The 12,731-nt window shown below is 60.1% G+C and carries 11 protein-coding genes; 9 read left to right on the forward strand and 2 right to left on the reverse strand.

The window, feature by feature from the left end:
• Positions 1–6 precede the first annotated feature (6 nt).
• From ACQY47_RS15020 to ACQY47_RS15030, 3 genes are all read left to right on the forward strand, one after another.
• Entirely contained in the window at positions 7–1,092 is a 1,086-nt protein-coding gene (locus tag ACQY47_RS15020; protein ID WP_017135794.1) for a 5-(carboxyamino)imidazole ribonucleotide synthase, read from the forward strand.
• A 105-nt stretch (positions 1,093–1,197) separates the two neighbouring features.
• Positions 1,198–1,443 (forward strand): GlsB/YeaQ/YmgE family stress response membrane protein, encoded by a 246-nt coding sequence (locus ACQY47_RS15025; protein ID WP_058424295.1) that lies wholly within the window; start codon positions 1,198–1,200, stop codon positions 1,441–1,443.
• Between the two features lie 78 nt (positions 1,444–1,521).
• Positions 1,522–2,058: a DUF3299 domain-containing protein gene (locus ACQY47_RS15030; protein WP_017135795.1), complete on the forward strand. Its 537-nt coding sequence runs from the start codon at positions 1,522–1,524 to the stop codon at positions 2,056–2,058.
• A gap of 151 nt (positions 2,059–2,209) precedes the next feature.
• Here the strand turns inward: ACQY47_RS15030 and ACQY47_RS15035 are convergent, their stop codons facing one another.
• Together ACQY47_RS15035 and ACQY47_RS15040 are read right to left on the reverse strand one after the other, a co-directional pair.
• Positions 2,210–3,109 carry a D-hexose-6-phosphate mutarotase gene (locus ACQY47_RS15035; protein WP_428549927.1) on the reverse strand — a complete coding sequence of 300 codons (900 nt, stop codon included), beginning with the start codon at positions 3,107–3,109 and terminating at the stop codon, positions 2,210–2,212.
• A 58-nt stretch (positions 3,110–3,167) separates the two neighbouring features.
• Positions 3,168–3,572 (reverse strand): acyl-CoA thioesterase, encoded by a 405-nt coding sequence (locus ACQY47_RS15040; RefSeq protein WP_003176975.1) that lies wholly within the window; start codon positions 3,570–3,572, stop codon positions 3,168–3,170.
• A 458-nt stretch (positions 3,573–4,030) separates the two neighbouring features.
• Between ACQY47_RS15040 and ACQY47_RS15045 the strand changes: the two genes are divergently transcribed.
• The 6 genes from ACQY47_RS15045 to phoU all read left to right on the forward strand — a co-directional run bounded on the left by ACQY47_RS15045 (position 4,031) and on the right by phoU (position 12,678).
• Entirely contained in the window at positions 4,031–5,320 is a 1,290-nt protein-coding gene (locus ACQY47_RS15045; protein ID WP_017135797.1) for an MFS transporter, read from the forward strand.
• A 330-nt stretch (positions 5,321–5,650) separates the two neighbouring features.
• On the forward strand, positions 5,651–6,637 hold the full coding sequence (locus ACQY47_RS15050) for a phosphate ABC transporter substrate-binding protein PstS (protein ID WP_017135798.1): 987 nt from the start codon (positions 5,651–5,653) through the stop codon (positions 6,635–6,637).
• 521 nt (positions 6,638–7,158) lie between these two features.
• A complete protein-coding gene (locus ACQY47_RS15055) occupies positions 7,159–9,192 on the forward strand; it encodes an ABC transporter permease subunit (RefSeq protein WP_236445649.1) in 2,034 nt (677 codons plus the stop codon).
• Positions 9,193–9,207: 15 nt separating this feature from the next.
• Positions 9,208–10,878, forward strand: a complete 1,671-nt coding sequence (gene pstA, locus ACQY47_RS15060) for a phosphate ABC transporter permease PstA (RefSeq protein ID WP_428549932.1) — start codon at positions 9,208–9,210, stop codon at positions 10,876–10,878.
• A 93-nt stretch (positions 10,879–10,971) separates the two neighbouring features.
• Positions 10,972–11,805, forward strand: a complete 834-nt coding sequence (gene pstB, locus ACQY47_RS15065; RefSeq protein ID WP_134659483.1) for a phosphate ABC transporter ATP-binding protein PstB — start codon at positions 10,972–10,974, stop codon at positions 11,803–11,805.
• 111 nt (positions 11,806–11,916) lie between these two features.
• Positions 11,917–12,678 (forward strand): phosphate signaling complex protein PhoU, encoded by a 762-nt coding sequence (gene phoU / locus ACQY47_RS15070; RefSeq protein ID WP_016971674.1) that lies wholly within the window; start codon positions 11,917–11,919, stop codon positions 12,676–12,678.
• Positions 12,679–12,731: the final 53 nt, after the last annotated feature.

Here is a 12,731-nt window from a genome sequence, read left to right on the forward strand (position 1 = left end):
TGATTGATGAAAATCGGTGTAATCGGTGGCGGCCAACTGGGTCGCATGCTGGCCTTGGCGGGCACCCCGCTGGGGATGAACTTCGCTTTCCTGGACCCGGCGCCGGACGCCTGCGCCGCTGCCCTGGGTGAACACCTGCGCGCTGACTACAGCGACCCGGACCATCTGCGCCAACTGGCCGATGAAGTCGACCTGGTGACCTTCGAATTCGAAAGCGTCCCGGCCGAAACCGTGGCCTTCCTGTCGCAGTTCGTGCCGGTGTACCCGAGCGCCGAAGCCTTGCGCATCGCGCGTGACCGCTGGTTCGAGAAGAGCATGTTCAAGGACCTGGGTATCCCGACCCCCGCCTTCGCCGATATCCAGTCCCAGGCGGACCTGGACGCCGCCGTCGCCAGCATCGGCCTGCCAGCCGTGCTCAAGACCCGCACCCTGGGTTATGACGGCAAGGGCCAGAAAGTCCTGCGCACTGCTGCCGATGTGGTCGGCACTTTTGCCGAACTGGGCAGTGTTGCCTGCCTGCTGGAAGGCTTTGTGCCGTTCACCGGTGAAGTTTCTCTGATCGCTGTACGCGCCCGTGACGGCGAGACCCGCTTCTACCCGTTGGTGCACAACACTCACGACAGCGGCATTCTCAAGCTGTCCGTGGCCAGCACCGACCACCCGCTGCAGGCCCTGGCCGAAGACTATTCCAGCCGCGTGCTCAAGCAGCTGGATTACGTCGGCGTGATGGCGTTCGAGTTCTTTGAAGTCGACGGCGGCCTCAAGGCCAACGAAATCGCCCCGCGCGTGCACAACTCCGGGCACTGGACCACCGAAGGTGCCGAGTGCAGCCAGTTCGAAAACCACCTGCGGGCGGTGGCGGGCTTGCCGCTGGGTTCCACAGCGAAGGTCGGCGAGAGCGCCATGCTCAACTTTATCGGCGCAGTCCCGCCGGTAGAAAAAGTCATCGCCATTGATGACTGCCACCTGCATCACTACGGCAAGGCTTTCAAGGCCGGGCGTAAAGTTGGCCACGCCAACCTGCGTTGTAAGGACCGTGCGACCCTTGAGGCGCAGATCCTCAAGGTCGAAGCATTGATCGCCGAGCAATAACCTTGAGGGCGGCGGGAACCATTGGTTATCGTCGCCTCTCTGATTGCAGGACGCTAAAGTCTGACTAGGCTTTTGTGTAGTTCACATCATTCAGAGGGAAATGCCATGGGTATCATCGGAACCATCTTTATCGGCTTGATCGTCGGCCTGCTGGCGCGTTTCCTCAAGCCTGGCGACGACAGCATGGGCTGGATCATGACCATCCTGCTGGGTATCGCAGGTTCCCTGGTCGCCACCTACGGTGGTCAGGCCCTGGGCATCTACCAGGCGGGTCAAGGCGCGGGCTTCCTCGGCGCGCTGATCGGCGCCATCGTGCTGTTGGTGATCTACGGCCTGCTGAAAAAGAAATGATCTAAGCGACAAAGCCCTCTGCGCTGCGCAGGCGCAGAGGGCTAGAATGCTCGGCATCTGAACTTGCCGAGCTTTTTCATGCGCCGTCTTCTATTCACACTTCTCCTGTTGGGCTCTGGCCTGGCGCACGCCGGTGAACTGCCGGAAACCGATTGGCTCGACCTGATGCCGCTTTCAGACCAGAAAGCCCTCGAAGCCATGCCCGAGATCGACCACAACTCCCCCGAAGCCCAAGGCACCTTCACCGATAAAGGTGGCTTGAAGCAGAGCAAAGGCTTGCCGGCGGTGATGTATTCGACCAAGACCGTGGCCGCCATGAACGGCAAGAACATCCGCATTGGTGGCTACCCGGTGCCGTTGGAAACCGACGCCAAGGGCCGCAGCACGCTGTTTTTCCTGGTGCCATACCCGGGCGCCTGCATCCACGTGCCGCCACCGCCACCTAACCAACTGGTGCTGGTGCGTTATCCCAAGGGGCTGAAGCTGGATGATATCTACACGCCGCTGTGGGTGACGGGCACGTTGAAGGTGGAGAAGGTCAACAACGATCTGGCGGACGCGGCGTATGCGCTGGATGCGGGGAAGGTCAGGGTAGTGAAAGAGTCCGATCTCTAGATCATGACGCAGAACCCAATGTGGGAGCGGGCTTGTGTGGGAGCTGGCTTGCCTGCGATTCAGGCACCTCGGTGTATCAGTGAAACCGAGGTGATGCTATCGCAGGCAATCCAGCTCCCACACAAGCGTGCTCACACATGTTGATTGGTTTTTACAGGGCGATACTGTTGATGCTCACGCCCAAGGTATGGCTTTGACCCGGCGCCAAGCTCACCACATCATCCAGCACATTCGCCGTTTCGATGCACAGCATGCCCTGCCAGCCATCATCGGCCATGTCGTCAAACGCCTTGGCGCGTTCGGTCCATGGGTTCCAGATCACGGTGGAGTTCGAACCCTCGGCGGTCAGTTGGATGCGACGCTGCCAATCTGTATCGACGATATCCAACTGCGCCGGAGTATCCAGGTAGATACGGTCAGTCTCGGCACTGAAGTGCAGCAGGCCGGACTGCTTCTTCTCGGCCCAGCCATCGGCGGTGTCGATATACGCCAGCCCATCCAGCCCTTCGACCTGCACCTTGCGTACGTCACTCACGGCGAAGTAAGTGTGCAGCGCCTGGCTGAGGGTCACAGTGTCGGTGCCACGGTTGTGGCTGGTCAGGCGGATGTGCAGTTGATCGTCAAGCAGCAGGCTCAACGTCAGGTTGACCTGATGCGGCCAGCCGGGGAAGCCGCCCTCGGGAACCGGCAGAATCAAATCCACCCGCAGCGCCTGGCCTTCGAGTTCGCTTGCAGCCAACTCCCACTGTGCCGTGCGCACAAAACCATGGGCACCGGCCGGTTGCTCGCTCTGGCGCATCGCCTTGACGCTCTGCGGGTTGCGGTCAAACACGCCAAACCATGGCCAGCATACCGGCACGCCGGTACGGATGCCTTTGCCTTGCTTGAACACCGCCGCAGGGTTTGGCCATATCAGCGGCTGCTCGCCCTGGCGCTGGTAACTGAAGATGTGCGCGCCCTGTTGGGCCACCATCAATTCAGCGCCGTTGTGGCGAATGCGCCAGCAGTCCAGTTCGTCGATTTTTACGCTTTCAACGTGGGGCACAGGCATACGAAGCACTCTTTAATGGCAGGCAATGGGGCAATTGACCGTCAAAACCCGACGAGGTTTAACGCGCGCGAGACGGCACCGAACGCGTGCGGCCGCTGCCATCGATGGCGACGAACACGAACACCGCCTCGGTGACTTTGCGCCATTCACTGGACAGCGGGTCGTCGCTCCACACTTCGACCATCATCTGGATCGAGCTACGGCCAATTTCCAGGGCTTGGGTATAGAAGGACAATTGCGCACCGACCGCGACCGGCACCAGAAAGGCCATGCGATCAATGGCCACGGTAGCCACGCGGCCGCCGGCGACCTTGCTGGCCATTGCCGTGCCTGCCAGGTCCATCTGCGCGACCAGCCAGCCGCCGAAGATATCGCCAAAACCATTGGTTTCACGTGGCAATGCGGTGATTTGCAGGGCGAGATCGCCTTGCGGGATAGGATCTTCTTGTTCGAGTTCGATCATGCCAAGGGTGCCTCTGACCCGTAACGCTTCATGGGTGTTTCAAGTGGATAGCCGTCTTCGGGAAAAACGTTTCAGCACCAACATACACCGCTCGATACGTTTCTCGTAAGGCGCACTAAAGGGAAACTCTGCCAAAACGGCTGGGTGGCACCCAACAACGTTTTGGCACAGCAGCCCCTCAAGACAGCGGGTTTGGCGCTTGCAAGGGCCGAGTATATCGAGACGCTGGCGCCGCGACGACCTCCCGGCGCTCATTTGGTCGGCAAATCGCGGCTGTTATGCGGCTTTTTCGCGCAACTGTGTTTCTGATTGCAGGGAAAGCGCACGAATGGGGAATATTTCGCCCATCTGAACTGTGATTCGGTAGACGCTGTGCTTTTTCAAACGATTTGCTATCTTGCCAAACCTGCCGCAAGTCCCGGGCTTGCTGTTCTGATTACTATAAGAGAAGCCTTGCCATGTCCTCCGTGCCCGCAAGCAGCGCGCAACCTTCGCGCCCGCTGACCCGCAACGACTACAAAACCCTTTCGCTGTCTGCCTTGGGCGGGGCGCTGGAATTCTACGACTTCATCATCTTCGTGTTTTTCGCTACCGTGGTCGGGAAGCTGTTTTTCCCCGTCGACATGCCCGAATGGCTGCGCATGATGCAGACCTTCGGCATCTTCGCCGCCGGTTACCTGGCACGCCCGCTGGGCGGCATCATCATGGCGCACTTCGGTGACCTGCTGGGCCGCAAGAAAATGTTCACCCTGAGCATCTTCATGATGGCCGTGCCGACCCTGATCATGGGCCTGCTGCCGACCTACGCACAGATCGGCCTGTGGGCGCCGCTGCTGTTGCTGCTGATGCGCGTCATCCAGGGCGCCGCCATTGGCGGCGAAGTACCTGGCGCCTGGGTGTTTGTCTCCGAACACGTGCCGCCGCGCCACATCGGCTATGCCTGCGGTACCCTGACCAGCGGCCTCACCGCCGGTATCCTGCTGGGTTCGCTGGTGGCTACCGCCATCAACACCCTCTATACCCCGGAGCAGGTCTCGGATTACGCGTGGCGTATCCCGTTCCTGCTGGGGGGTGTGTTCGGCCTGCTGTCGGTGTACTTGCGCCGTTGGCTGCATGAAACACCGATCTTCGCTGAGATGCAGCAGCGCAAAACCCTGGCTGCCGAGTTGCCATTGCGCGCGGTATTGCGTGACCACCGTGGCGCCATCGTGCTGTCGATGCTGTTGACGTGGTTGCTGTCGGCGGGTGTGGTTGTGGTCATCCTGATGACCCCGACCGTGCTGCAAACCGTCTACCACTTCAGCCCGACGGTTGCGCTGCAAGCTAACAGCCTGGCGATCGTTACGCTGAGCCTGGGCTGCATTGCGTCCGGCGCGCTGGCTGACCGTTTTGGTGCCGGTCGCGTTTTGGTCACCGGTTGCGCGTTGCTACTGGCCACTTCCTGGACGCTGTATCACAGCCTGATGGCCCACCCGGACTGGTTGTTCCCGCTGTACGCGTTGACCGGCCTGTTTGTGGGCACCATCGGTGTAGTGCCTTACGTGATGGTGAAAGCATTCCCGCCAGTGGTGCGTTTCAGCGGTTTGTCGTTCTCCTATAACGTGGCCTACGCCGTATTTGGTGGTTTGACGCCACTGGCGGTATCGCTGCTGATGAAGGAAAGCCCGATGGGGCCTGCTTACTACGTGGCTGTCCTGTGTGTAATGGGGATGGCGGTGGGCGGCTACCTGTGGAAGCGCGGGCGCTGAATGATCGTTCCCACGCTCTGCGTGGGAATGCCGGCCTGGACGCTCTGCGTCCGCTTTTGAAGGTCGTGACGCAGAGCGTCACTGGATGCGTTCCCACGCAGAGCGTGGGAACGATCAATGCCAGCAACGATTACAGAGTGTTTCCGAAACATCGCTCCAGCCGCCTAAACCTCCTCGCAAGCCCCGGATTTATTGCACTTCCCCCTTCCTGTCAGGTTTTTCATAAATACTGGCCTTTCATCTAATTGTCATATTCCAGACATAGAGTGTTCACACGGCCTACCGATACTTGGCCCCGATCCAACTATCCCTATCTGCTAGGAGCAAGGCATGAAACTGAAACGTTTGATGGCGGCAATGACTTTTGTCGCTGCTGGCGTTGCGACCGCCAACGCGGTGGCCGCTGGTGTTGATCCGGCAATCCCGGCTTACGTTAAGACCACTGGTGTGTCGGGCAACTTGTCCAGCGTCGGTTCCGATACCTTGGCTAACCTGATGACCCTGTGGGCCGAGGGTTACAAAAAGGAATACCCGAACGTCAACATCCAGATTCAGGCTGCCGGCTCCGCCACTGCACCTCCTGCGCTGACTGAAGGCACCTCCAACCTGGGCCCGATGAGCCGCAAGATGAAGGACACCGAACTGGCGGCCTTCGAGCAGAAGTACGGCTACAAACCAACGGCTATCCCGGTTGCCGTGGATGCCCTGGCTGTGTTTGTGCACAAGGACAACCCGATCCAGCACCTGACCATGGAACAAGTCGACGCGATCTTCTCCTCGACTCGTCTGTGCGGCGCTAAAGCCGATGTTAAAACCTGGGGCGACCTGGGTGTGACCGGCGACCTGGCCAACAAGCCGGTTCAGTTGTTTGGTCGTAACTCGGTATCCGGCACCTACGGCTACTTCAAAGAAGAAGCCCTGTGCAAAGGCGACTACAAGCCAAACGTCAACGAACAACCAGGCTCGGCTTCGGTCGTGCAGTCGATCAGCTCCTCGCTGAACGGCATCGGTTACTCGGGCATCGGCTACAAAACTGCTAGCGTGAAGACCGTGGCCCTGGCCAAGAAAGGCAGCACTGACTTCATCGAAGACAGCGAAGAAAACGCCCTGAACGGTAAATACCCGCTGTCGCGTTTCCTCTACGTGTACGTCAACAAAGCCCCGAACAAGCCTCTGGCCCCGCTGGAAGCTGAGTTCGTGAAACTGGTTCTGTCCAAACAGGGCCAGGAAGTAGTAGTGAAAGACGGTTACATCCCACTGCCAGCCAAAGTTGCCGCCAAGGCACTGGCAGACCTGGGCCTGAAAGAAGGCAACTAAGCCTGCAATACCGGTGTAGCAGCGGGCCCTGTGGAAGCGGGCTTGCTGTGGCGAGGGAGCTTGCTCCCGTTCGACTGCGTAGCAGTCGCAAGCCTTGGGGGCGCTTCGCCCCCCAGCGCAAGCAAGCTTGCTCGCCACAGTAACCCCTTACTCTTCAAACCCGTCTACACCTCTAATTCTTTAATCCGCTGCCAGCCCTGCTACGCGGCGGATTTCTTGCGTCACTGCATTGTCATCTTTCTGTCATACAGGATCGCTAGGGTGTGCGCATGAATGATCTGGCCAATTCCACCATGACGACGACTTCTCCCCCCAAGCGTATTGACTTCAATACGCCTGAGCTGCAACGCAAGCGCCGCATTCGCGCGCTCAAAGATCGCCTGACCCGTTGGTATGTGTTGATCGGCGGCCTCGCCGTGCTTGGCGCAATTACCCTGATCTTCTTCTTCCTGGCTTATGTCGTTGCACCTTTGTTCCAAGGTGCTTCGCTGACCAAGGAAGACGCGCTGACACCCGCCTGGATGCAGGACGCCGGCAAGCCGTTGATGATCTCCCTCGAAGAACAGAACCAAGTTGCCATGCGGGTTTCCGACAAGGGCCAGGCGCTGTTCTTTGATGTGAGCACCGGTGCCGAGCTCAAACGTGTCGACCTGCCTTTGCCTGCTGGCGCCACTGTGGTCTCGATCGGCAAGGACCAGCCAGGCAGCCCGTTGGTGATCCTCGGTTTGTCCAATGGCCAGTCCCTGGTGTTCCGCCACACTTATAAAGTGTCGTACCCGGACGGCAAAAAGACCATTACGCCGGCCATTGAATACCCCTACGGCGAAACGCCCATCGTCCTCGACGAGCAGGGCCGCCCGCTGGAGCACGTCGCCCTCAACGCCACTGACTCGTCGCTGGTGGTTGCAGGTTCCGCAGGTTCGTACTTGAACGTACTGAGCCTGAGCCGCGAAGAAAACATGATGACCGGTGAAGTCACCAGCGAGCAGAAGCGTATCGAGCTGCCGCAAATGACCGAACCGGTGAAGGCAATCTTCATCGACCCACGCCAGCAGTGGTTGTATGTGATCAACGGTCGTGCGCTCGCCGATGTGTTCAGCCTGCGCGACAAGAGCCTCAACGGTCGTTACAAACTGCTGGAAGACGGCAACGCCGAAATCACTGCCAGCACCCAGCTGGTGGGCGGTATCTCGCTGATCGTCGGTAACTCCAAGGGCGGCCTGGCCCAATGGTTCATGGCCCGTGACCCGGACGGCGAGCAACGCCTGAAGCAGATCCGCACCTTCCAGATGGGCACCGCGCCAATCGTTGAAATCACCGCCGAGGAGCGTCGCAAAGGCTTCACCGCCCTGGACGCATCCGGCAAGTTCGGCGTGTTCCACAGTACCGCGCACCGCACGCTGCTGGTCGATCCGGTGGTGGATGGCCAAGGCCTGTTCGGCATGTCGCCACGCGCCAACCGCGTGATCGTCGAAGCCGGCGGCAAGCTGCAACCGCTGCTGCTCGACAACCCGCACCCGGAAGTGTCCTGGAGCGCGCTGTGGAGCAAGGTCTGGTACGAAAACTACGACGAGCCTAAATACGTCTGGCAATCGACCGCCGCCAACACCGACTTCGAACCCAAAATGAGTTTGGCCCCGCTGACCTTCGGTACCCTGAAGGCTGCGTTCTACGCCATGTTGCTGGCGGCGCCACTGGCAGTTGCCGCGGCAATCTACACCGCTTACTTCATGGCCCCGAGCCTGCGCCGCAAGGTCAAGCCGGTGATCGAACTGATGGAAGCGATGCCGACGGTGATCCTCGGCTTCTTCGCCGGCCTGTTCCTGGCGCCTTATGTAGAAGGGCACTTGCCGGGGATTTTCAGCCTGCTGATGTTGCTGCCGATTGGCATCCTGGTCGCCGGGTTTGTCTTCAGCCGCCTGCCTGAATCGCTGCGCCTGCGCGTTCCGGATGGTTGGGAAAGTGCGATCCTGATTCCGGTGATCCTGTTTGTGGGCTGGCTCTCGCTGTACATGAGCCCGTACCTGGAGACCTGGTTCTTTGGCGGCGACATGCGCATGTGGATCTCCCACGACCTGGGCATCACCTACGACCAGCGCAACGCCCTGGTCGTCGGTCTGGCCATGGGTTTTGCGGTGATCCCGAACATCTACTCCATCGCCGAAGACGCCGTGTTCAGCGTGCCGCGCGGCCTCACCCTGGGCTCATTGGCCCTGGGCGCCACGCCATGGCAGACCATGACCCGCGTGGTGATCCTGACCGCCAGCCCAGGCATCTTCTCCGCACTGATGATCGGCATGGGCCGCGCAGTGGGTGAAACCATGATCGTGCTGATGGCCACCGGTAACACGCCGGTGATGGAGATGAACCTGTTCGAAGGCCTGCGCACATTGGCGGCCAACGTTGCGGTGGAGATGCCTGAGTCGGAAGTCGGTGGCAGTCACTACCGCGTGCTGTTCCTCTCGGCGCTGGTGCTGCTGCTGTTCACCTTCATCATGAACACCCTCGCCGAGCTGATCCGTCAGCGTCTGCGCAAGAAATACTCGTCGCTTTAAGAAAGGTAGAAGTCTGTGAAACAGAACTCCCTGAATGGATGGTTCAAGAGCGGCGCCCCCGGCGTCTGGATCAGCGGTGGCGCGGTGTCCATCGCGGTCATCATGACCATTGGTTTGCTGGCCGTGATTGCCGTGCGTGGTCTTGGCCACTTCTGGCCGGCCGACCTGATCCAGGCCAACTACAGCGTGCCTGGCCAGGAAAACCATATCGTCATCGGCGAAGTGGTGCAGAAGGAAGAAGTGCCGCGCGAACGCCTGAAAAGCGCGGGCCTGCCGGTGCCGGACCAAGGCCCGGAATTCATGACCCGCGAGCTGATCAAGGTCGGTAACCGCGACTTGAATGGCAACGACTTCACCTGGATCGTCGGCGAGTGGTTGAAAGACCAGGCCACACCGAAGAACCTGATGGCCATCGAGCGTCGTGAGTGGGGCAACTTCTACGGCACCCTGGTCAACGTCAAGCAAGACGGCAAGGTGATCGCCGAAGGCGAAGCCGCATGGCCGGAGCTGCAAGCCCGCGTCGATCGTGTGAACAAGTTGGCGGCCCAGCTCAAGAGCCTTGAGAAAACCGACATCGGCGCGATCAACGCTGGCCTGGAACGCATCCGCCTGCACGGGCGCAAGCTGGAGCTGGAAGGCAAGCTCGACGCTGCCGCCCAGGCCGACATGGACTCCGGCCGCGCCGAGCTGAATGCCCGTTACCAGGACATCGAAGCGCGCCTGGCCGACCTGCACACCCAGTTCAACCGCGACAGCCTGACGGCCCGCGACGGCAACGGCAAAGAAATCGAAATCGGCATCGGCAAAGTGGTGCACGCCTACCAGCCGAACGCCATGGGCACCCTGACCAAGGTGGGTTTCTACTTCAGCAAGGTCTGGGAATTCTTGAGCGACGACCCACGGGAAGCCAACACCGAAGGCGGGATCTTCCCGGCCATCTTCGGCACCGTGATGATGACGCTGATCATGGCGATGATCGTGACCCCGTTCGGCGTGCTGGCGGCGGTGTACCTGCGTGAATACGCCAAACAGAACACCCTGACCCGCATTATCCGTATCGCGGTGAACAACCTGGCCGGCGTACCGGCCATCGTTTACGGCGTGTTCGGCCTGGGCTTCTTTGTGTATGTACTGGGTGGCTCGGTCGACCGTTTGTTCTTCGCTGAAGCTCTGCCGGCGCCGACCTTCGGTACGCCTGGCCTGCTGTGGGCTTCGCTGACCCTGGCGCTGCTGGCGGTGCCGGTGGTGATCGTGGCCACCGAAGAAGGCCTGGCGCGGATTCCTCGTACCGTGCGTGAGGGTTCCCTGGCACTCGGCGCAACCAAGGCGGAAACGCTGTGGAAGATTGTGCTGCCGATGGCCAGCCCGGCGATGATGACCGGCATGATCCTCGCCGTGGCCCGTGCCGCCGGTGAAGTGGCGCCGCTGATGCTGGTGGGTGTGGTCAAGCTGGCACCGTCGCTGCCGCTGGATGGCAACTACCCGTACCTGCACCTTGACCAGAAAATCATGCACCTGGGCTTCCATATTTATGACGTCGGTTTCCAGAGCCCCAACGTCGAAGCGGCACGCCCGCTGGTGTACGCCACCGCCTTGCTGCTGGTGCTGGTGATCGCCACGCTCAACCTGTCGGCGGTGTGGATTCGTAACCACCTGCGCGAAAAATACAAGGCGCTGGACAGCTAAAGCTATTAGCCACAAGCGGCAAGCTACAAGCCGCTTTTGCTCAAATCTTGCAGCTTGCAGCTAGAAGCTGGCAGCTACGAACGGAGTGAGACCATGCAACATGAAACCCATACCCACGGCATCAACATGTCGGCCCTGGGTCGCGACAAGCAGAGCCTGAGCCTGGCCCAGGAAACCGTGGCCATCGAAGTGCCGGGCCTGAGCCTGTACTACGGTGAAAAGCAGGCGCTGTTCGACGTCAGCATGAACATCCCCAAGCAGCGCGTGACCGCCTTTATCGGCCCGTCCGGCTGCGGCAAGTCCACGCTGCTGCGCACCTTCAACCGCATGAACGACCTGGTTGACGGTTGCCGCGTAGAAGGCGCGATCAACCTGTACGGCAGCAACATTTATCGCAAAGGCGAAGATGTGGCCGAGCTGCGTCGTCGCGTGGGCATGGTGTTCCAGAAGCCGAACCCGTTCCCCAAGACCATCTACGAAAACGTGGTTTACGGCCTGCGCATCCAGGGCATCAACAAAAAACGCATCCTCGACGAAGCCGTTGAGTGGGCCTTGAAAGGCGCGGCGCTGTGGGACGAGGTTAAAGACCGCCTGCACGACTCGGCACTCGGCCTGTCCGGCGGCCAGCAGCAGCGTCTGGTGATCGCCCGCACCATCGCCGTGGAGCCGGAAGTGTTGCTGCTCGACGAACCCTGCTCGGCACTCGACCCGATCTCGACGCTGAAAGTCGAAGAGCTGATCTACGAACTCAAGTCCAAGTTCACCATCGTCATCGTGACCCACAACATGCAACAGGCGGCGCGGGTTTCCGACTACACCGCGTTCATGTACATGGGCAAGCTGGTGGAGTTCGGCGACACCGACACCTTGTTCACCAACCCGGCGAAGAAGCAGACCGAAGACTACATCACCGGTCGTTACGGCTAGCCCCAGCTGCAAGCCGCAAGTTTCAAGCGGCAAGTGGAAGCAGTTTGATCAACGACACACATCAGCTTGCAGCTTGTAGCTTGCGGCTTACAGCTTTTGCGGAGCAAACCCATGATTAGCAAAGAAGGCCTTACCCACCACATCTCCGCGCAGTTCAACGCCGAGCTTGAGGAGGTGCGCAGCCACCTCCTGGCGATGGGCGGGCTGGTGGAGAAGCAAGTCAACGATGCGGTCACTGCGCTGATCGAGGCCGACTCTGGCCTGGCCCAGCAAGTGCGCGAGATTGATGACCAGATCAATCAGATGGAGCGCAATATCGATGAAGAATGCCTGCGCATTCTGGCCCGTCGCCAGCCGGCGGCCTCCGACCTGCGTTTGATCATCAGCATCTCCAAGTCGGTAATCGATTTGGAGCGCATCGGCGACGAAGCCACCAAAATCGCCCGCCGCGCTATCCAGCTGTGCGAAGAAGGCGAGGCGCCACGCGGTTACGTGGAAGTGCGCCACATCGGTGACCAAGTGCGCAATATGGTGCGCGATGCGCTGGACGCTTTCGCCCGCTTCGACGCCGAATTGGCGTTGTCGGTGGCGCAATACGACAAGACCATCGACCGCGAATACAAGACCGCACTGCGCGAGCTGGCCACCTACATGATGGAAGACCCGCGCTCTATCTCGCGGGTCTTGAACATCATCTGGGTATTGCGTTCCCTGGAACGGATCGGCGACCACGCGCGCAATATCTCGGAATTGGTGATTTACCTGGTGCGCGGCACCGACGTGCGGCACATGGGTCTCAAGCGCATGAAAGCCGAAGTTGAAGGCACGGCCGATCAAATCCCTAATGTTCCGGGCGAAACTGACGATAAGTAAGGTTGCCCGAGACATTAACGCCCGGCCTTTGGTCGGGCGTTTTCGTTTGTGGC

Source organism: Pseudomonas edaphica (assembly GCF_965277385.1).
In the GTDB taxonomy this organism is placed as follows: Bacteria; Pseudomonadota; Gammaproteobacteria; order Pseudomonadales; family Pseudomonadaceae; genus Aquipseudomonas; species Aquipseudomonas edaphica.